Here is a 20,347-nt window from a genome sequence, read left to right on the forward strand (position 1 = left end):
TTAAGGGTAGTAGCCGGGTGGCGGGCACTCTAAGATCCTGACCACCTGCGGCATCCGGGACCGTGGGGCACTGAACCAGTCTCAGGGGGACACGTGACCATCGCTGCGACAGCCGGCGGTACCCGCACCGAGGAGCCGGAGGTCCCCGAGGGGGAGCTGGCTCTGAATGCTCCGCCGGCTATCGAAGAGGGCGAGGGTGTCGGCGGCATCCTGATGAACGCCATCCCGATGCTCGGTGGTCTCGGGTCGATCGTGCTCATCGCGACGATGCAGTCGGGCGCGGGCGGTTCCCCGCCGATCCAGCGCTACATCGCGGCCGGCATGTTCCTCTTCGCGACCCTCGGCTTCATCTTCGTGCAGATCGACCGTCAGCGTAAGCAGAAGCAGAAGCAGGTCGGCGGGCAGCGCACCGACTACCTGCGCTACCTGGCCGGTGCTCGGCAGTCGGCTCGCAAGGCTGGCGAGCAGCAGCGCAAGGCGCTGACCTGGCACTACCCCGCGCCGTCCTCGCTGCCGGCGATCGCCGAGGAGCGCAGCCGGCTGTGGGAGCGCGCGAACACCCACAAGCGCTATCTCGACGTCCGCTACGGCGTCGCGCACCAGCCCCTGGCCCTGACCCTGGTGCCGCCCCAGCAGACCCCGATCGACCAGGTCGACCCGGCCTCGGCGAGCGCGCTGCACCGGCTGCTGACGGTCCACCGGGTCCAGCCCGACCTGCCGGCCGCTACCAACCTGCGCGGCTTCGACAAGATGGAGATCTGCGGCAACGAGGACCAGGCCCGCGCTCTCGCCCGCGCCCTGATCTGCGGGATGACGGCCTTCCATTCGCCCGAGCAGCTGATCGTCGCTGTGCTCACCTCCGAGCGCAACCTGGCCGAGTGGGACTGGGTCAAGTGGCTCCCGCACGCACAGAGCGGCCGCGAGGTCGACGCCGTCGGGCCGCGCCGCATGGTGGTCACCAACATCAACGACCTCGGCGCCCTTCTCCCGACCGAGGTCGGCGAGCGTGCCCGCTGGGGCACCGACGACCGGATCCCCTCGCCGCAGGTCGTGGTCATCGTCGACGGCGGCTCCGTCCCGCCGGGCAACCACGTCCTCCCCGACGACGGCATCCAGGGCGTCACCGTCATCGACCTGCCGACCCACTGGGACGAGCTCTTCGACTCCAGCCGGGTGCGGTTCCTCATCGACGACGAGGAGCCCGACGAGAACAACACGGTTGCCGGCTACCAGGTCCGCGTACGCATGGACCCGGTCCGTCTGCGGGTGGACCAGATGACCATGGCCGACGCCGAGGCCTACGCCCGGCGCCTGACCGCGCTCTACACGGTGGCTCCGGAGGGCTCCGACGCGGCCGCCGAGACCCCGCAGGACACCGAGATCGCGGCCCCGAAGGACTACATGGCGCTGCTCGGTCTGGGCGACGTACGCTCCTTCGATCCGGACGTCGCCTGGCGCCCCCGCGCCAACCGCGACCGGCTCCGCGTGCCGGTCGGTGTCGGTGACGCCGGGCAGCAGATCTACATGGACATCAAGGAGTCGGCCCAGCAGGGTATGGGGCCGCACGGCCTCGTCATCGGCGCGACCGGTTCCGGTAAGTCGGAGTTCCTCCGCACCCTCGTCCTCGGTCTGGTGCTCACCCACCCGCCGGAGGTCCTCAACCTGGTGCTGGTCGACTTCAAGGGTGGTGCGACCTTCGCGGGGATGGCGGGCATGCCCCACGTCTCCGCGGTGATCACCAACCTCGAGGGCGAGCTCACCCTGGTCGACCGTATGCAGGACGCGCTCTCCGGTGAGATGACCCGCCGCCAGGAGCTCCTGCGCGAGGCCGGCAACTTCTCCTCCCTGAAGGACTACGAGAAGGCCCGTACGCAGGACCCGTCGATGGATCCGCTGCCGTCGCTGTTCATCGTGGTCGACGAGTTCTCCGAGATGCTCTCGGCCAAGCCCGAGTTCATCGACCTGTTCGTCGCGATCGGTCGTCTGGGCCGGTCGCTCGGCATCCACCTGCTGCTCGCCTCGCAGCGCCTCGAGGAGGGCCGCCTGCGCGGTCTCGACTCGCACCTCTCCTACCGCGTCGGTCTGCGCACGTTCTCCGCGCAGGAGTCGCGGACCGTGCTCGGTGTGCCGGACGCCTACGAGCTCCCAGCGATTCCCGGCCTCGGTTACCTGAAGCCCGACCCGACCAACATGCAGCGGTTCCGGGCTGCGTACGTCTCGGGGCCGCCGGCCGCGGGGTCACGGGTCCGCCGCGACGAGGGCGGGAAGCTGCAGGGCATCTACCCGTTCTCGATCGCCGAGGTGAAGCAGTTGGCATTGCCGGTCGAGGAGGAAGAGCGTCCGGCCACCCCGGTCGTGGGCGCGGACGGCGTCGAGAAGTCGATGCTCGACATCGCCGTCGACCGGATGACCGGCCACGGCGTCCCGGCCCACCAGGTCTGGCTGCCGCCGCTCGACATCCCCGACACGCTCGACACGCTGATGCCCGACCTGACCACCTCGCCCGAGCTCGGTCTGCACTCGCCCGCCTGGAAGCGGCTCGGTGGGCTGGTCGTGCCGCTCGGCATCGTCGACAAGCCACGTGAGCAGCTGCGTGACACGCTCACCGTCGACCTGCGCGGGGCCGCCGGTCACGTCGCGGTCATCGGTGCGCCCCGCACCGGTAAGTCGACCACGCTCCGCACCATCGTCACCTCGATGTCGCTGACCATGACGCCGCAGGAGGTGCAGTTCTTCGTCCTCGACTTCGGTGGCGGTACGTTCGCACCGCTGGCCAAGCTCCCGCACGTCTCCGGTGTCGGCACCCGTTCCGAGCCGGACGTCGTACGCCGCGTCCTGGCCGAGATCTCCGGCATCATCGACCGCCGCGAGGCCTACTTCCGGGCGCAGGGGATCGACTCGATCGAGACCTACCGCACCCGCCGTGCCCGCGGCCAGGCCGACGACGGCTGGGGCGACGTCTTCCTCGTCATCGACGGCTGGGGCACGCTGCGCGCCGACTTCGACGACCTCGAGTACGCCATCCAGGAGATCGCTCCGCGTGGCCTGACCTTCGGCGTGCACATCGTCGCGGCGGCCGGTCGCTGGGCCGAGTTCCGCTCATCGATGCGCGATGTCTTCGGCACCAAGCTCGAGCTGCGTCTGGGCGACCCGATGGACTCCGAGCTCGACCGCAAGCTCGCCGCTCTGGTCCCGACCGGGCGCCCGGGTCGAGGCATCGTGAAGGAGAAGCTCCACTTCCTCAGCGCCCTGCCCCGCATGGACGGCGACGGCTCCGCGGCGACGCTGGGCGATGGCGTCGACGACCTGATCTCCCGCGTCTCCGCGGCCTGGCAGGGTCCTGCCGGGCCGAAGCTGCGGCTGCTGCCGGAGCGGATCACGATCGAGCGGATCCGCGAGCAGGCCGGAGTCACCGAGGAGAAGCCCGGCAAGCGCCTGCTTCTGGGCATCAACGAGAAGGAGCTGGCCCCGGTCGGCCTCAACCCCGACACCGAACCCCACCTGCTCGTCTTCGGCGACGGCCAGTCCGGCAAGTCCTCGATGCTGCGCAGCATCGCCCGCGAGATCATGCGGACGCACACGCCCAAGGAGGCGCAGATCGCGGTGGTCGACTACCGCCGGTCGCTGCTCGGCGAGATCCCCGAGGACTACCTGGTCGGTTACCTCACCTCGGCGACGCAAGCGAACCCGACGTTGAACGACCTGGCGGCGTACCTGACCAAGCGGATCCCGGGCCCCGACGTCACACCCGAGGAGCTGCGCAACCGGTCGTGGTGGTCCGGCGCGGAGCTGTTCGTGCTCGTCGACGACTACGACCTCGTCTCGACACAGCAGGGCTCGCCCCTGGCTCCGTTGCAGCCGCTGATGGCCCAGGCCGGCGACGTCGGTCTGCACGTCATCCTCGCCCGCCGCTCGGGTGGCGCGTCGCGCTCCCTCTACGAGTCGGTGATTCAGTCGATGCGCGACCTGGCGATGCCCGGCCTGCTGCTCTCCGGCAGCCCGGACGAGGGCCCGCTCATCGGCAACATGAAGCCGGTCCCGACGCTTCCGGGTCGTGGCCGCCTGGTCACCCGCGACCGCGGTATCGAGGTGATCCAGCTGGCCTGGAGCGAGTCGACGGTGTAGTCCTCGAGCTCGAACGAGAGACGGCCCGCGACCTGAGATCCAGGTCGCGGGCCGCTCGTCATTCGTCTGCGGTCAGAGCGTCCCGGTGCCGTTGTTGTTGGACGCCTTGCGCAACGGTGGGTGGGTCTCGTACTCGTCGGCGGCGGGCATCTCCCACGTCTCGGCAGTGAACCCGTCCTTGCCGGAGATCAGGACCGATGCCTTGTTGAGGTACTCGTAGTCCCCGTCGCCGGCGCGCAGCGGGTTGATCAGGTCGTCCCTACCGTCACCGTTGACGTCGGCGACCGCGGGGATCTGAGACCCGCTGACCGCGTCGTCGTTCTTGACCGGGTCGTCGATGTCCCACGACGGCTCGGGAACGAACTTCTTGCCCTCGGGGTCGTAGGAGTAGACGCGGATGGCCCACTTCTGGTCCACGATCTCCTGGGTGATGAGCTCGTCCTTCCCATCGCCATCGACGTCGGCGAAGTTGGACGACCCGGCGACCCGGTCACCGTCGGGTCCGGGCACCTCGAGGTCGGTCTTGGTGAACTTCGACCCCTGGCTCATCAGCAAGTCGGTTGCGACCGGCGAGGTCTCCCTGGCGCCCGCGATGATGTCGGCTCGCTTGTCGCCATCGAAGTCGCCGACGTCGAAGTTGGCGTCGAACGTGGTGCCGTTCCAAGGCCCGGTGTACCAGTCGGTGCTCTTCCCCCAGGTGTTGTCTGCCTGGCTCGCCATGACCGTGACGTGGAGTTGGAGATCCTTGAGCTTGCCGAGCTCTGCATCGTCCGCGGGAAGCTTGGTCCCGTTGCCGACGGAGATCATGCCGATGTCGTCGCGTCCGTCGCCGTTGAAGTCGGCGCAGAACATGGCCAGGCGCTTGCCCGACGCCGGCACCTGGATGGCGCCGTCGGGTTGGTTCTTCGCGTTGGAGTCGACGTTGAACGAGGATCCGATGCCGGAGACCTGCACCACGTCGACCCGTCCGTCGGCGTCCAGGTCGCCAAGCAGGTTGCCGAACTTGAGGCCCTTGGTGGTGCCGGCCTCGAACCCCTTGCCGGTGGAGGCGAAGAGGGTCGCGGCGTTGCCGTCCCAGTTGTAGTTGACGTCGCCGAACGGCGCACCGAGCACCAGATCGCCCAGCCGGTCCCCGTCGATGTCTCCACTAACCGCCGGTTTGGGCTTCGCGGGAGTGTTCTCGGTGGTCGCGACGGTGACTCCCACCGCGGTGCCGCCCGCAACGAGAACCGCGAGTGCCGCCGCGCCGGCGATCCACCACGTGGTCTTGGCACGTTTGAGAGTGACGGTGGCTCCAGATGCGAAGCCCATCTGTCGCCCGGCCATCGCGGCGAAACGGTCCCGAACCCGGACGGCCTCGTTAGTACGTTGGGCCGGATCCTTGGTGAGAAGGCCTCGCTCACCGGCGAGCAGGTCATTGGCCTGCAGGGTGAAGTCGTCGCGACCCGGCAGCGTCGGGATCGGCTGCGATCCATGAGCCATCGCAGTCTCGACGTCGTTCGCCCCGGTGAAGGGGACCGTCCCGGTGACGAGCTCGTAGAACAGGCAGCCCAGCGAGTAGAGGTCGCTCCCCGGAGTGGCCGGCGCACCCACCGCACGCTCGGGCGCCAGATAGTTCCACGCACCGGAGTGAATCCCGGGCCTGGCCGTCGCGGAGTCATCGGCGCGCGCCGCCGCGAAGTCGGCAAGGTAGGCGTACGGCGGAGTGTTGCCGTCGCGCAGCAAGACGTTCGACGGCTTCACGTCGCCGTGCACGACGCCGACCTCGGGCGAGTGGATCGCTGCCAGACCATCGGCGATCTGGGCACAGATGTCGGCTGCCAGCGGGCCCGGAAGACGGCCCCGGGCCTTCAGCAGCGAGCCGAGGTCGCCGCCGTCGGCGAACTGGGAGACCAGGTAGGGGGCACCTTCGTTGGTCCGGCCGTTGGTGTAGACGCCCATGATGTGGGGCGAGTCCAGCTTGGCCATCAGCGTGGCCTGCTTGTCGAACCGAGACACGAACTCAGGGTCCCGGGCACTGCGCCCGAGGAGCACCTTGATGGCGACCGCTCGGTTGAGGCGGGTGTCGGTGGCCCTGTAGACGACCGCCATCTCGTTGGACGCCACCTGATGCTCGAGCCGGTAGGGCCCGATCATGCCGGGCGCATCCGCTCCTAGCACGGTCGCCGGCAAAGGTGCCTGCACAGGGGGAGGCGGGGGCGGCGGGGCCTGCGTCGGCGGCAGGGTCGACGGAGGCGGTGGCGGAGCAGGAGGCGGTGGCGGTGTACTCGAAGGTCCGCTGGGCCGAGCGACCCGAGGCCTGATCGTGGTCTTGTCGGGGTCGTCGACCGGAGGACGCTCGAACGACGGCTGCGGCCCGCGAGACGAGTTGTCAGGGGTTCCGGTGGAATCGCTCATCCGAGGGTTCCTCCCATCAGGTTGTAGCGGCGCACATCGTCGGGCGACTTCTTCCACGTCGCCATCATGTGACCGGGGAACGTTCCGGTCTTCGACGCCAGAGCCACGTAGAAGGCATAGGGGCTTTCGCTGGTGTCCTGCGTCACCGCCACGATGTCGGTCCGTCCGTCGCCGTTGACGTCGGCAACGGTCACGGGATACCTGCTGGTGGTCTTGAGGGTGTTGCGGGGCTTGGGCAGCTTCCCGCGGTTGGCGATCGAGAACTGGGTCAGGTCCTCGCTGAACGTGCCGACGGTGATCGACTGACCCTCACCACGGCCGGCTTCAGCGGCGATGATCTCGTCGCGACCGTCGCCGTTGACGTCACCGGCGACGAGCGAGCTGATTCCCTGGTGTTTGAAGGGAAACGACTTGGGCGCAGCAACCACAGACCCATCTCCTTGGTAGAGGTCCAGGTCCGAAGTGCCAGTTGTGAGCGTCATATTCTCTGGGCTGCCTTCGACCCGGTTCAGGACCACCAGGTCAGCCTTCTCGTCGCCAGTGAATTCACCCACCACGACCTGCTCCCTGGATACGGCCGGATACGCCGCGAACCGCGTCGGCTCCGCAAATCCTGACCCCGTGCCGCGATACACCCAGACGCTGCCGGTACCGACCGTCCTACCCTTCTTGTCGAGTTCACGGTCCGGGTTGCCGAACGTCGTGGCCATGAACAGATCGGCGACACCGTCACCGTCGAAGTCGTCAGTACCCAGGTCGTAGTAGAACGTCGACCCGGCCATCTTCTTGCCCTGCTCGACGACTCCCGACGGCGCTTTGAGCGATCCCTCCAGATCACCGTGGAAGTTGAAGCCCTTCTCGCTCCGTACGAAGGTGATGAGCGAGTTCTTCCCATCGCCGGCGAAGTCGGCGCAGAGCGGAAACACCTCGCTCCCGTCGTTGTCCTCGGGGAGAGCGGGGTCGTCGTACGTGACGGGTTTCGACGGGGTCAGCGTGCGGCCGTCCGACTTCCAGGTGACCACATCCACTCCCTCCCCGTCGAGGTTCTCGATGTTGGTGACCACATCGCCGAACTTGTCCCCGTTCACATCCGCGTACGCAGCCCCCTTGACTGTCGGCACGATGGGCTCGGGCCCGTGCTCGACCCAGGGCTGGGTGATCGCCAGGGCCCCACCGACGCCGAGAGCGGCGACACCGACCATCGCCACACCGACCCGGAGCGGAGTGATCTTCGACGGCCGCTGCGCCTCCTCGATCAGGATGGCTTCGCTCTCGGAGGGTGCGCGGACGGCCGCGACCAGGATCGGCGCCGGGTTCGGGTCGGTCATCGACGGCGCGGGCACCAGCTGAGCGGGCGCGGTGATCTCGCGCAGCTTCAGCAGGTCGTCCTTGAAGACGTCCGCGCTCTGGTAGCGGCTCCGCCGGTCCTTCGCCATCGAGAGCTGCAGGATCCGGTTGGCCGCCTTGGTCCAGTCGTCGGAGCCGACGAACTGCGGGATCGGCGCGTTCTGGTGGGCCATCGCCACCTGCACGGCCGCACCCGAGTAGGGGATCTTGCCGGTCAGCGTGAACCACAGCATGCAGCCGGCCGCGTAGATGTCTCGTGACGGCTCCGGCGAGATCGGCCGACCCTGCGCGTCACGCTCGTCGCGGATGTACTCGGGCGCCAGGTAGTTCCACGTGCCGGTGATCCCGCCGGCAGGCGAGTCGGAGGACGAGGTCGCGATCCCGAAGTCGCACAGGAAGGCGAACGGGTCGAGAGGGCTCGCCGGGTTGCGTACGAGCACGTTCGACGGCTTGACGTCCTGGTGGATGATCCCCGCCTGGTGGGCGTCGTGAAGCGCCCCCGCCACCTGGGCGTTCACCAGGCACGCCAGGTGCGGCGCCAACGGTCCGTTGCTGCGTACGAGTCCGGTCACATCACCGCCCTTGATGAACTGGGTGACGATGAACGGGCTGCCCTGCTGCTCACCGATGTCGTAGATCGCGATGATGTGAGGCGACCTGATCTGCGCGAGGGTCTGGCCTTCGCGGATGAACATGTCGATGAACTGTCGGTCGGCTAGGTGGGCATGCACCATTTTCAGGGCGACCTGCCGTTCGAGCTTGGTGTCGAAGGCGTCATAGACCACGCCCATTCCACCCTCACCAAGAATGCGATCCAGGCGGTAGTGGCCGAACACTGCCCCGGGATGAAGCGTCGTCATGCCCGCACCCTATTCAAGGGGCATGGAACCCAACCACTCCAATGCGCTAAAAGTCGCCTACTTCTTGGTCGGCGACCACTCGACGATGGTCGAGACGAGCGGCGCGACCTGTCCGGACCGGGGACGTACGCTGTCGACCTTCTTGTCGATCACCGTCACCGTCGGGTTCATAACGATCGGCACGACGATCGAATCGCGGACCAGCGTCTTCTCGATCTGGACGCGTACGTCGCGGGCCTCGTAGGGGTCAGCGGTGCGGGCCAGCTCGCTGATGAGGCGGTCGCGATCGCGGTCGCCGCCACCGGTCGCGTTCTGGCTGCCCTTGCTGCCCCACTGCGCCGAGATCTCCTCCGGCGTCTGCGGGATCGGGATCCGGACGAGCGCGGCGTCCCACTTGTTGCCCGAGAGCACCTTGTCGGCCGAGGACACACCACAGTCGGTGGTGCCCCAGCCCTCGTCGTCCACGACGTTCGAGATGGTGTCGTAGGCGCCTGCGGCGAACGCGCTCGACTTGTCGTAGGAGATGCACACCTTGGCGCCGCGCGGAGCCGTCGCGTCCTCCGAGGCCTTGAACTTCGTGGAGAACCCGGAGTCCTCGGTCGCGATCTGGTAGCCCTCGCCACCCGGCGGGAACAGCACGACATCGGTGGCTTCGTACGCCTCGGCCCATTCGCCGGCGCCACCCTCGGCGATGTCGCCGCGGGGCACTGCCCGCAGATAGGACGTACGGGCGTCCTTGCGCTTGAACAGGCCACGGTCGGAGCGGAGGATCAGCGCCCACATGGTGCCGTCGTTGGCGTTCGCGACGCCGTAGTCGCGGCGCTCGAGGTCGCGCACCTGCTTCCGGTTGGCCTTGGTCGGCGTGACCTGGACGACGTCGACCTTCTCGCCCAGGCTGTCCAGCGCGTCGGAACTGGCCGGGGTGAGGCGTACCTGCTCGTAGGTCGGCTTGGCCTCGCCTGCGTATTCGGGGTTGGCCTCGAGGTCGACCTCCTGGCCGCTCTCGCCGGCCGAGATCTTCGAGATCCGGTAGGGCCCGCTGGAGAGCAGCGCCTCCTCGGGCGCCTTGCCGTTCTCGGCGACCGCGAACGCGGTTGTCCATGCTTCCGCGATCTTGGTCAGCTTCGCGGTGTCGGACTCCTCGATCGCGGTCTCGACGACCTCCTTGGCCTCGATCGGGTCCTCGATCTTCAGGGCCTTCTGCCCGACGACGTGCGCCGGCACGGCGACGTCCAGGGCCGTACGCCAGTCGACCACCGGCACCACGAGCGGGACCTCGATGGCGCGCGCGCCTTCGTCGACCTCGGGGATGTAGGCGCTCTTGGTCAGGCCTGTGGGTACCCCACCGAAGTCGACCTTGCCATCGCTGCCTTCCTTGGAGGTCGCGAAGTAGCCCGAGGTCGCCGCCCAGGCGAGCATGAGGTCGGCGGTGTCGATAGGCACTCCGTCGGACCAGGTCGGCTCGGCGAGGTCGTAGCGCACCCTGGCCTGCTTGTCGCCCTCCATGGTGACCTTGCCGAAGGTCTCGTCCATCTCGACGGTGTCGTTGACCAGGGTGCCGAAGGCTCCGCGGGTCAGCGAGGCGATGTCGAGGTTCCCGTCGGTCACGCTCGCCGCGCTCGCCGGGTTGGTGCTCGTCAAGGACCCCGTCCACGCAACGGCGACCTCCGACCCCTCCTCCACCGAGGCTGGAAGATCACCCGAGCAGGCGGTTGCAACAAGCGCCAGACTGGCAACGGAAACGAGTCCCGCTCGACGACGTGCCCCAGGATGCACCTTCAAGTCCCCTCTCCGAGACAACGGACGCCCAGATCCTAACGAGCCGCGACGGAGACCGGCCACCGACGTAGCCAGTCTCCGTCGACACGGTTGTCGAGACCTCAGCTGGCGGGGATCTCCACCTGCTCCTTGAACTCGGCGATCGTCTTGTCCGAGCCGATCACCTTCGCGCCGTCGCGGCCGTACTCGACGAGGTAGGTGTCAGCCTTCTCGTCCACCTCGAAGGCGATCCATCCGGTGTGCTCACCGCCATCGCGCCGCGACACGTCCTCGAACGGCGTACGCTTCGCGGCGGTCAGCTCCGTGGCCACCTCGTCGGTGTCGGGCGACCAGAAGTCCGCGCCGTTGTCCCAGGAGATCTCGAAGTTCCCGTCTTGGATGAGGCCGCCGTACTCCTTCCCGGGGTTGACCTTGATCTGGAGCAGCACGATCTCTCCGCCTTCGGCGATGAGCTCGGCCTCCTCCGTCGACTGGAAGTCACGGACCGCGGAGATGATCTCGATCGTGTCGCCCATCTCGGGGTCCTTGAGCGTCTTCCCGATCTTCACCTCGGCCTCGACGCCGGCAGGAGCCGCGGACGCGGACTCGGAGGCCGGTGCACTGGACTCGACCTCGACCGCAGCGCCTGCGTCCGAGTCGGTCGCCTCGGAGCCGCACCCGGTCAGGGTGAGCGCGAGGCCAACGCTGAGGCCGGCGGCGGCCAGTCGACAGGTCCGGACGGTGGTGCGAGCGCGCATGAAGAAGTGCCTTTCAACAGTGAATGTTCCCGAGATCGAGAGGTACGGCGTCACCCTGGCAACTCGAGCCCTTTGTGGTCGCTCTTTACTTCGGCGTGTCGCACGGTGATCTGCACGACATCACCTGGAATTCGCCTTCTAGCCGTTCTCGGCCAGCCACTCCGGATTGATCGCCAGTGCCGTCACACTGGCGTCCTTGGTCGGGAAGTCGACGTCCTTCACGTCCACCTTCAACGCCAGGGACGGCTTGCCGGTCGCCAGGTCCGTACGCACCAGGCTCAGCTCTGTGAGCTCGGTCCACACCCGGTCGCTCCGACGCCTGGAGAAGCGCTCGTGCAGCTCGGTGTCGTTCGTGACCGTGTAGACGTCATTCGACGAGTACGCCAGCACCTCGGCGTCGAGCCCGACGGAACCCTCCAGGTAGCCGACCTCGCGAGCTCGAATCGGCTCAGCCCCGGTCGGCAACGGCGCGCTCCACATCGTGTTGTCGACGACCCAGAAGAGCTGTCCGTCCGAGACCGTCACCCGAGACGGTCCGCCGATGCGCGACGAGTCGTCCTCCGGATAGACGATCTCGTGGTCGACAGCGACCTGCGCCGCGGGCGTTCCCTTGGTGGTGTTCCAGACCCGCACGAAGTGCTGGTCGTCGTCGTTCTCCCAGCCTTCGTAGACGATGCCGTCGACGCAGGGCGACGTGGTGCCTGGGAAGCCAGAAGGCTCCAAGGTGGTCAGGATGTCCGTACCGTCGTGTGGATAGGCCGACGTCAGCGCGGCGCGGTCCAGCTGGTTCTCCGGAATGGACTCGCTGTCGTCCTCGAAGGCCTTGGTGTCGGTGCCCCTTCCCGACGAGAGGACGCGCTCACCGCACACTGCCGCGGTCGATGTCGCGCCGTACGGAGACACCCGCGTCGTCGCCTTGCCGCTGTCGCCGTCGATGTAGGTCACGAACGGATCCTTGGACCCGTCCTCGGGGCTGAACCCGACCAACGTCCCCGCCCCAACCTGCACCCGGTACCACTCATGCTGCGTCTCGACTTCGTTCCCACCACTCGTACGCTCGTTCGCGGTCAGTCCGTTCTCATCGATCACGTAGTCGTGGCTCCGGTCGGACGTGGTGATCCCATCCTCCGTCCATGAGATCGCGGCGCCCTCGACCTCGTCGAGCTCGACCGCACGCGTCTCCCCCTTCGGGGAGACCAGCACGAGGTAGCTGGAGTCCTCGCCGCCCTCCTGGATCCGCATCGCCAGAACCGCGTCCTCGGTCGCGAAGTCCTTCGGAGGCGGGCCGACCTGGCCACACCCGGAGAGCAGAGCCGCCGAAGCCACCGCCATCGCCGCCACACGTCGAGTCAACGCACACATCCCGTCGTCAGTAGATGAGTCAGGAGGCGCCACAACGGAGACCCCCGAGAATCCGAGCGGGGATACGGTACGCGCCCAGCCCCCGCGGCGCCCCACCGCCCCAGCACGGCTCTCAGCCCTCGCAGGCATTTGATCCGCTAACGAACCTGCTTGTCAGTCGCATCGAACTCACGCCACCCCACGTGGCGATACTCGAGCACCCGACGCCACTCCCGCTCGTCGAGCCCATCGAGCTCGGACCAGTAGCCCAGGGGCATCTCTCGAAGTCGAATTCGGTCACCTTCATCGACATCGATCAGACGGCGATGAATGAGTACATCGAGGAGGCGGTCTCGTGCGACTCCGGCCCGGTGCCGCTTGTCTGAGCTTCGTGGCCCACGCCGCGGCGGCTTCCGGCTCTTTGCCCCGCCCTCGGGTCTGGATACCAACTCCAGGACCAGGTTGGCCAACCCCAAGGTCCCAGCGCCAAGAACGAGGATCGACAGCCACGGCATGCCGGGGAGATCCAGGACCAGCAACAACACGTACGCCGCCGCTGACGCAATCGCGGTGACCGCGGCCATCGCAACGCCGAGAACGCTGCGCCGTCTCGTCTGCCACCACACGGACAACCCTGTGCCAGCTACGAGAATCGCAGCGCCGAAGGCGATCCGCGCCAGCCACAACAGCCCCTCCGCGCCTGTCTCCTGACCGCCGGCCAGTGCAACCAGCACCAACCCCAATACCGCCGAACCGAAAAGCGGGAGAACGATGAGCGCGAGCAGCCCCATGGCCACGGCGCCGACGGCGTTCAGCAGGAACCGGCCCGGAAGCGGTGGGTAGCTCCGCTCCAACACCGCCGCCTCGGCCTCGCCCCAGCTGAACGGCTGCGAGAACTGCTCCGTACGCGCCCACTCGTCAACCGCCTGTCGAGCCCACTCGGCACGAGCTTCATCGGTCTTGCGCGCCCACGCCATGAACATCTTCGGCGCAGCCATCAGTACTCCAACCCGAGATCGATCAATGCTTCGCGACTAGGCCGGCGGCGCCCAGCGAAGGGTCGAGACACATACGTCGAACGCCGTCTTCCAACCCACGAACACCGGGTCGGTCGCCGCCATCTCCACCGGCCGCGCGACCGACGCCGTCAACTGCAGGCCTCGGCGGTGATTCGAGCCTGGGATTGGCGTCACGTACACCATCGAGGTCATGACGATCGAGCCGCCTTGGAGCTCCTTCGTCGACTCCCGTTCGAAGCGGATGAACCGCTTGTCGCCGAAGAGCGGCTTGGCGTCGTACGTCTGGATCGCATGCGTCACGTAACCATCGAGGCTCTCGCCGTTCGGCGCGCGCCGGATGGTGGCGAACATGGAGCCCGGGATGTAGACGTCGCCGGTCGGCTGTCCGGTGGCGGCGAAGTAGGCGATCACGTTCTGCTGCTTCATGAGCGAGAACGCCTGGTCCATCTGCAGCCGAAGGTGCGCGTGCAGATCGGGCCGGTTGGCGTCCATGCAGCGCCGCTTCATCTCGGCGTCGATCGCTTCCCGGTCAGAGGCGTCCGGGACGTGACGCTCCCAACCGTCGAGAAGCTTCAGGTGAAACTCCGGGTCCTTGCTGGCACCCAGCATCTCCCGCAACGAGCCTGCGCCGATTCCTGACACGTCAAGCCTTTCCGTCAGCACTCGCAGTCAGCGGACTGCTGTTCAGTGCATCAAATTCTTCGTAGGACACGATCGAACGGGAGCGAAGGGTGGTCAGCGCCTGACGCCTCAAGGCGAGAAGCACCTCCATCTCGTCCGAGGTCAGTGCGTTGACGTCGACCGCGGGTGGCTTCTCCTTCGAGTAGAGCCGGAACTCCGCGACGATCACCGAGATCCCGAACGCCAGGAGCAACAACGGCGCCATCACGAGGGGGAACCGCGGATATGCATCCGGGTCGCTCATGAGGATCAGGACAAGGAGGACGACGGTCGAGACCAGCACGAAGACCGAGAACCCGAACAGGGACCGATCCCACTGCCGATGAGTCGACCGGACCCACGGCACGAAGTGGTAGAGCAGAGCAAGGAATCCGAGCGCGCATCCGATGTAGACGCACGGAACCTCGAAACCCGGCGAGAAGTCTTCGGAGAGCTTCCTCGCACCTCCGCCACTGGCAAAGATCGCCACGGCGAACAGCGGTCCGGCCAGACCGATGAGCGCGACCCAGTACATCAGCTTGGCAGCAAGGTTCGCCGCACTCGAGCGACGACGCTTCCTCTCGGCTGACTCCAGCTCGATCTGGGCGTAGTCCAGAACGACTCGATTCAGCTCGTTGATGTCGAAGCGATCGAAGTTGCTGTGCACCGTTGCCCAGTTTCCTGGATCGATCGCTGCCGCCTTAGGCATTGGAAACGTGCTCCCATTCGTCAACTTGGTTTCGTGTGAGACCCGGAACCGGACTGGCCTCGAAGGGACGACCGTCCGGGTCGAGGAGAGAAAGGCTCGAGAGAATGATCGGCATCTGAGTGATCGTGAGCTGGAACGCCAACGGCAGACCGGACTCCACGATCAGTCCCACACCACCGGCGTCGCCGCTGAAGGCATAGACCGCGGTGGACAGGTGTAGATCATGTCCGTCGATGCTCTCGTCCCGCGATGCGACGCACTTGATGCCGGGACCGATCGCCGCACCGATGCACTCATCGACGTCGAAACCCGACTTCTCCCAGGCCTTGACGTCGAGGTCACCAGCCTCGGCAAGGACCACTCTGACACGGCTGACGATCGGGACCGTCATCGGCCAGTGAAGGATGGTGACCAGCCTGCCCGGCTCACCGAGGCTGGCAAGGGAATCCGTCAGGATGCGGCGTACGTCCTCGTCCGACCGCCGGCTCGCGTTGTTGCCGAACCACTCGCGGACGCGGGCACACTCGGTCGACACCCACGCGTCGGCGCCCTCTCCCAGTTCAGTGGGAACCAGCGTCCATTCACGTTGTGGGTAGATTCCTTCAGCTCGCCACGTTCCGACCACGGTCGTCCTCCGATTTGATTACAAGCTCCGAGCAGCACACGTCAGTATGGGAGATCGATCGCTCAGGCGAAGATGTCGACGGCCGAGTCGGGCAGGCCCTGGATCGTGTTCACCGTGCTGTAGAAGGAGTTGGTCTGCTTCGCCAACGCCCCCTGGATGTCGAGGCCAGCGGCCCACATCTTGCTGTATGAGCTGATACGCGTGAAGTCACCGACGTCGAGACCGGCGTGAAGGCTGGTCATGATGTCCGGAAAGGCCTTGAACTTGACGGCGTCTCCGACGCCACCCGCAGCCTTGTACGCAGCCGAGAACTTGGCGAACTTGGTCGCGTCGCCCAGGGCCGTGACCGCATCGGCCATCTTTCCGAACTTGCCGAACGGTACGACGTCGAGAACCGCCAACAGGAGGTCGACACCCGAGCACTTTCCGGCACAGAACTGGATGGTCTTCGCGAGGAGAACCAGCGCCGATACCGCCATCGCGATGGCCGCGAGTGGTCCGGCGATGAACAGGGCTGCCACGAAAAGCACCAGCGCAACGATCTCGAGGACGGCGATGATGTCGTCGAGGACCTCCCAGAAGCCGTCCTCGATCTTGCCCGACATCTCGTTACCGATGCCGCTGACCGCAGCGTCGTACGCGTCTTCCCAGGAGTCGTAGTAGCCGTCCCAGGTCTCGGCGGCGTTCTCCCAGTCCTTGCGGGCCTGGTCCTTCGCCTCCTCGGCGTCTTCCTCCTGCTGCGCCTCCGGGCTGCCCTCCTTCGGACCCGCTCCCGGAAGGTGGTTCGGCGCACCCTCCATGCTGTCGAACTTGGCCCACAGGTCCTGGCAGGTGTCGACCTGCGATCTGATCAGCGGCTGCCACTGCTGAAGCTCTTCGCCGTACTTCGCGATGATCGGCCCGACCGGCGTGTAGAGCGCGCTGGCCTCTTCGAGCGTCTTGTAGGAGTCGCCGATCTTGTCCTGAAGCTTCTCGACGGCCTTGCCGTCCATCTCGCCGTTGGCAAGATCGTGCTCGGAGATCTTCTTCAGCTCTTCGTAACAGGACTTCATCATCTCGCCCAGACGCTCGATGGCGTCACCGCGCTCGATGATGCCCGAGGGGTTGCCCTCGACCGTCTTGATCTCTCTGCCCTTAGGGGATGAATCCATGGCTCATGTGCTCCTTCGTCGAGCCCGTCAGGTGTCCTGAATCGTCCGGTTACACGGTCACCGCGCACGCGGCCCGGTGGACGTCCTACTTGGTCTGGAACTGAAGGGCAGTCTCGCTGTCCCAGTTCTCGAAACCATCGACTACGCCTTTGACGTGCTCCTGGAGCTCTTTCAGGCTCTCCTTGAGATCGTCGCGCTTGTCATCCCAACGCTCCTCGAAGTCCTGCGCCTTGTCCCGGAGGTCGCCGCGGCCGTACGGATTGCCGATGTCCGCCTCGAGCGCCTCCGACTGGCTCGTCGCATTCTCGAACTCGCTCACGATCGAGTCCAGCTGCGTCGCGATTCTCGAGAGTGTCTCGATCTTGATCTTGACGTCCGCCACCGCGCTCCCCTTCGATCTTCGTCAATCTGCCCGGTCAAAGCTGCCGAAATGTCGCTTTGGGCGGGGCGATCGCTCTCGCGTCGCCCCGCCCAACCAAGCGAGTGGATCAGCCGCCGGCGAGCTGGCTGTCCAGGTCCTGGATCGCCGTGGCCATGTCACGCAGAGCCTGAGCCATGTCCTCGACACCAGCAATGGCGTCCTTCAGACCGGTCGTCATCTCCGTGTAGCCGTCCTGGAACTTACCGGACGCCTTCTCCGTCTTGAACCCGTCCTGAACGAGCTCGTCGACGTAGCCCTGGCACTCGTCCAGAGCGGACTCGATCGTGTCCTTGCCCTGGTCGAGCTTGTCGGCGGTGCCGGTCATCTCGTCGTATGTTGCCCCGAAGTCACTCATCGATCATTGCCTTTCCCGCGATTTCATTGCAGGACGCCCCCTCGGGGCGCCAGACGTCACGGTATTGCACGCGACTCGAAGTAGTGAAGCGCAAATCACGATTCGCTGTCACCTTCATACAAGGTTCTCTCGGAAGCCTCCGGGACGACGGACGCCCAGCTCCTAACGACGCCTGTGGGGGACCTGTCGTCGACATAGCCAGACGCCGCCGGGAGGCTGGCCGGACGGCCCACTAGAGTGTGGGCCCCAACCACCTCGGGGATACGGAGATCTCATGAGCACTGGCGCTACCGTCGCGCTGCTAGTCGGCATTGCCCTGCTGATCCTCCCGGCTTGGCTGGCCTGGTATCTAGTAAGCCGCCAGCGGCGTGTTGGCGCGTGGCCACGCGCCCAGGCGACAATTCGCGACGCCCAAGAAAAGGCCTACCGGTCCTCGTTCATCGAGTCGAGCACGACGGAGACATACGTCCACGCCCACTACGAGTATCGGGACGCCGCTGGAATTCAGCACGTCGGTGAGGTCGAACATCTCCACAACGGGAAGGTTGGCGACATCATCGAGATCATGTATGACCCCGCCGACCCGGACTCCAGCGACATCGTCAGCGGCGGCTCAACTGGCGGTCGCATCATCAACTACGGCGCGATCTTCATCATCTTCGGCGGCGGCGGTATCTTCCTCATCTTGGCCTCCCTCGGCATCATCTCGATGTAGGGAAGCCGACAGAATCGGCACCCACCTCGGGATCCGTGCAGGAGCACGTACGTCATGAGCTCGACTACGGACCCGCCTACAGCCCGGCTAGCTGTCCTCAGGCGTCAAGTTGTCGCCAGGACCCAATCGGCATGTTGAGCATCGACGAGATGTCGATGTCGCTTTCGTTCACGACGCCGCGCTTCAACAGGATCTCAATGGCCTGCGCCCGGACGTTGTTGTAGTTCAGATCCTCCCGGCTCTGGGGGCGAGCGCTTCGGGGCGTCGCCGGCCTCGCGGGCCGTGAGCCGAAAATCCACAGTACGAGGAAACCAAGGTTTGCGACGGCCGCTGCGAGAGCGAGCAGAACGAGCAAGCTCCCGCCGAGGTCCACACCACCCCATTGAAGCAAGATGAAAGCGCCGGCAGTGGACGTACCCGAGATCGCGGTCACGATCGGATCCATCAATCGGCGCCGGCGCCCGCAACCGTTCCATATCTGGAACGTGATGAAAGGAACGGCCAGTGCGATCAGAAACGCTAGGAATACAGCACTGGCCCACGAGTCCGAATCACCGATGGATGCGTTCGATCGAAAAATCAACGCGATAAAGCCGAGCACGGGAAAGGCGTATAGGAGCGCGCCCAGGAGATAAACCGGGAGTCCGAAGATCGGACGCGGCCCCATCGGTGGATCCAGATCCGGAGCCGGCTTGCTCAGAATTTCTGCCTCAATAACGCCCCACTGGACAGGCTGAGGAAAGTCCACCGTGCGCACCCACTCGAGCACCTGGTCGACGCCATCCGAACGATCGCTCATTGTTGATACATCCCACCATCAACGCCTAGGGCATCCTACTTCGGTGCGGACGCAGGGGCGGCGCGCCACCTCACCGTCGAAACACAAGTATCGAACAGGTGCTTGATAGCGAGAACTTTGGGGTCTTCCTGCGGCACGCTAAGCGGCGCGCCGAATCCGGCCACAAGTTGCAACGCACGACGGCGGTTCGTTCCAGGAATCGGCAGCAGGTAGGTGACAGACCAATTGCGGACGGACTCGCTGCCCACCTGTACCCGCTTTTCCTTCTCATAGCGCAGGGTGCGGACGTCCCCCAACAGGGGCGTTGCCCCATGTCCCCGAATCAACTCACGCGCCATGGCGTCGAGGCTGGATCCAGGCTCCGCGCGGCGAACTGACGCAATCATCGAAGCCGGCATCCACAAGGTGGATGGGTTGTCTTCCTCCGTCGCGACGAAAAAGGCCGTCGCGCCATTCGCCCGCATGTCATCGAATGACTTCTTCAGCAGTCGCCGGGTTTCGGCGTACATCTCTATCTTGTGCGCTCGCATGAGGCGTTGTTTCAACCCAGAGACCATTATCTCGAAGGTCTCATCATCGACCGCTCTCCGGGACCAACCCGGAGGAAGAGTCATGTCAAACTCGGGGTCGGCGGAAATTCCCATCGCTGCACGCAAATCGGACGCGCTCATACGCTCTCCTCAAACTGCCATGGGGACTCCTCGAGAACCCCTTCGACCATAACCGACTGGAACACCTGACCGTTCCCCGGACGGACGAGACGAAGATTGCGAAGCAGTGGGAGAACGCCCCGAAGAGCATAGACCGTGAGCAGTTCATACGTTTCCGCCAAACTCACGATGAGAGTGGCCTCACCATCATCGAAGACGAAGTGGATGCCAGCCAAATCGATATCAGCGCCGGCCGCGTTCGAAATCACCTGTTGGGTCGTGCACTGAAGCCCAGGCCCTATGTGCGGCGCGTCAAATCGATGCACGATGGCGTCGGTCTCTACCCACTTCGGCATATCCTGGGATGGATACACACCGATATGGCACATCGCGGTGACTCGTCCGATTGGCGGCCACACCTGAAACGTCGCAATCGAGGAGGTGTTGTCGCGATCGCTAAGAGCAGGCCTAAGCAGCTCATCCGCCTCGGCTCTCGAAATCGGACTCCCGTCCCAACCTTCTTTGCCGGCAACTTCTTCCGTCGCAGCTAAGACCCATTCATCCGATTGGCGGGGGTCGAGGCCGCCCGGAATGAACAACCATCCGGGGACCTCAAAGTCTTCCACCAAGTCAAGAGCCCATTCGTGCTGTGTCATT

The 20,347-nt window shown here is 65.8% G+C and carries 17 protein-coding genes; 2 read left to right on the forward strand and 15 right to left on the reverse strand.

Features of this window, described 5'->3' with window-relative positions; translation table 11 throughout:
• Positions 1–93: 93 nt before the first annotated feature.
• Positions 94–4,125, forward strand: a complete 4,032-nt coding sequence (eccCa, locus tag AB0F44_RS12425; RefSeq protein ID WP_357355763.1) for a type VII secretion protein EccCa — start codon at positions 94–96, stop codon at positions 4,123–4,125.
• Between the two features lie 72 nt (positions 4,126–4,197).
• Here eccCa and AB0F44_RS12430 read toward each other — a convergent pair whose 3' ends face one another.
• The 12 genes from AB0F44_RS12430 to AB0F44_RS12485 all read right to left on the reverse strand — a co-directional run bounded on the left by AB0F44_RS12430 (position 4,198) and on the right by AB0F44_RS12485 (position 17,526).
• Positions 4,198–6,261 (reverse strand): protein kinase, encoded by a 2,064-nt coding sequence (locus tag AB0F44_RS12430; protein ID WP_357355765.1) that lies wholly within the window; start codon positions 6,259–6,261, stop codon positions 4,198–4,200.
• Between the two features lie 257 nt (positions 6,262–6,518).
• Complete coding sequence (locus tag AB0F44_RS12435; protein WP_357355767.1) at positions 6,519–8,729, reverse strand: protein kinase; 2,211 nt, start codon at positions 8,727–8,729, stop codon at positions 6,519–6,521.
• Positions 8,730–8,786: 57 nt separating this feature from the next.
• Positions 8,787–10,370, reverse strand: a complete 1,584-nt coding sequence (locus tag AB0F44_RS12440; protein ID WP_357355769.1) for an ABC transporter substrate-binding protein — start codon at positions 10,368–10,370, stop codon at positions 8,787–8,789.
• A 239-nt stretch (positions 10,371–10,609) separates the two neighbouring features.
• Complete coding sequence (locus AB0F44_RS12445; protein ID WP_357355771.1) at positions 10,610–11,245, reverse strand: transcriptional regulator; 636 nt, start codon at positions 11,243–11,245, stop codon at positions 10,610–10,612.
• Between the two features lie 138 nt (positions 11,246–11,383).
• Positions 11,384–12,598, reverse strand: a complete 1,215-nt coding sequence (locus tag AB0F44_RS12450) for a hypothetical protein (RefSeq protein WP_357355773.1) — start codon at positions 12,596–12,598, stop codon at positions 11,384–11,386.
• 146 nt (positions 12,599–12,744) lie between these two features.
• A complete protein-coding gene (locus AB0F44_RS12455; RefSeq protein ID WP_357355775.1) occupies positions 12,745–13,584 on the reverse strand; it encodes a hypothetical protein in 840 nt (279 codons plus the stop codon).
• A gap of 36 nt (positions 13,585–13,620) precedes the next feature.
• Positions 13,621–14,247, reverse strand: a complete 627-nt coding sequence (locus tag AB0F44_RS12460; RefSeq protein WP_357355777.1) for a protein TPRXL — start codon at positions 14,245–14,247, stop codon at positions 13,621–13,623.
• A gap of 1 nt (position 14,248) precedes the next feature.
• Complete coding sequence (locus AB0F44_RS12465) at positions 14,249–14,932, reverse strand: hypothetical protein (protein ID WP_357355779.1); 684 nt, start codon at positions 14,930–14,932, stop codon at positions 14,249–14,251.
• 34 nt (positions 14,933–14,966) lie between these two features.
• Positions 14,967–15,599, reverse strand: a complete 633-nt coding sequence (locus tag AB0F44_RS12470; RefSeq protein ID WP_357355780.1) for a hypothetical protein — start codon at positions 15,597–15,599, stop codon at positions 14,967–14,969.
• Positions 15,600–15,661: 62 nt separating this feature from the next.
• On the reverse strand, positions 15,662–16,750 hold the full coding sequence (locus AB0F44_RS12475) for a hypothetical protein (protein WP_357355782.1): 1,089 nt from the start codon (positions 16,748–16,750) through the stop codon (positions 15,662–15,664).
• A gap of 85 nt (positions 16,751–16,835) precedes the next feature.
• Positions 16,836–17,132, reverse strand: a complete 297-nt coding sequence (locus tag AB0F44_RS12480) for a flagellar protein FlgN (protein WP_357355784.1) — start codon at positions 17,130–17,132, stop codon at positions 16,836–16,838.
• Positions 17,133–17,238: 106 nt separating this feature from the next.
• On the reverse strand, positions 17,239–17,526 hold the full coding sequence (locus tag AB0F44_RS12485; protein WP_008356172.1) for a WXG100 family type VII secretion target: 288 nt from the start codon (positions 17,524–17,526) through the stop codon (positions 17,239–17,241).
• 274 nt (positions 17,527–17,800) lie between these two features.
• Here AB0F44_RS12485 and AB0F44_RS12490 point away from each other — a divergent pair, with 274 nt between their 5' ends.
• On the forward strand, positions 17,801–18,241 hold the full coding sequence (locus tag AB0F44_RS12490; protein ID WP_357355786.1) for a DUF3592 domain-containing protein: 441 nt from the start codon (positions 17,801–17,803) through the stop codon (positions 18,239–18,241).
• 97 nt (positions 18,242–18,338) lie between these two features.
• On the opposite strand, the gene AB0F44_RS12495 is transcribed toward AB0F44_RS12490, so the two are convergent.
• The 3 genes from AB0F44_RS12495 to AB0F44_RS12505 are packed head-to-tail and all read right to left on the reverse strand — an operon-like array spanning position 18,339 to position 20,346.
• Positions 18,339–19,040: a hypothetical protein gene (locus AB0F44_RS12495; protein WP_357355788.1), complete on the reverse strand. Its 702-nt coding sequence runs from the start codon at positions 19,038–19,040 to the stop codon at positions 18,339–18,341.
• Positions 19,041–19,075: 35 nt separating this feature from the next.
• Entirely contained in the window at positions 19,076–19,711 is a 636-nt protein-coding gene (locus AB0F44_RS12500) for a hypothetical protein (protein WP_357355790.1), read from the reverse strand.
• Positions 19,708–20,346, reverse strand: coding sequence for a hypothetical protein (locus AB0F44_RS12505; protein WP_357355792.1), 639 nt, complete (start codon positions 20,344–20,346; stop codon positions 19,708–19,710). Before AB0F44_RS12505 ends, AB0F44_RS12500 begins: the two co-directional genes overlap by 4 nt.
• Position 20,347: the final 1 nt, after the last annotated feature.

The organism is Nocardioides sp. NPDC023903 (assembly GCF_040639295.1).
GTDB lineage: Bacteria > Actinomycetota > Actinomycetes > Propionibacteriales > Nocardioidaceae > Nocardioides.

Coding starts and splice junctions, on each gene's coding strand:
- AB0F44_RS12495 (WP_357355788.1), bottom strand. CDS start 19,040: ATGAGCGATCGTTCGGATGGCGTCGACCAGGTGCTCGAGTGGGTGCGC.
- AB0F44_RS12430 (WP_357355765.1), bottom strand. CDS start 6,261: ATGATCGGGCCCTACCGGCTCGAGCATCAGGTGGCGTCCAACGAGATG.
- AB0F44_RS12435 (WP_357355767.1), bottom strand. CDS start 8,729: ATGACGACGCTTCATCCCGGGGCAGTGTTCGGCCACTACCGCCTGGAT.
- AB0F44_RS12505 (WP_357355792.1), bottom strand. CDS start 20,346: ATGACACAGCACGAATGGGCTCTTGACTTGGTGGAAGACTTTGAGGTC.
- AB0F44_RS12445 (WP_357355771.1), bottom strand. CDS start 11,245: ATGCGCGCTCGCACCACCGTCCGGACCTGTCGACTGGCCGCCGCCGGC.
- AB0F44_RS12455 (WP_357355775.1), bottom strand. CDS start 13,584: ATGGCTGCGCCGAAGATGTTCATGGCGTGGGCGCGCAAGACCGATGAA.
- AB0F44_RS12485 (WP_008356172.1), bottom strand. CDS start 17,526: ATGAGTGACTTCGGGGCAACATACGACGAGATGACCGGCACCGCCGAC.
- AB0F44_RS12500 (WP_357355790.1), bottom strand. CDS start 19,711: ATGAGCGCGTCCGATTTGCGTGCAGCGATGGGAATTTCCGCCGACCCC.
- AB0F44_RS12475 (WP_357355782.1), bottom strand. CDS start 16,750: ATGGATTCATCCCCTAAGGGCAGAGAGATCAAGACGGTCGAGGGCAAC.
- AB0F44_RS12490 (WP_357355786.1), top strand. CDS start 17,801: ATGAGCACTGGCGCTACCGTCGCGCTGCTAGTCGGCATTGCCCTGCTG.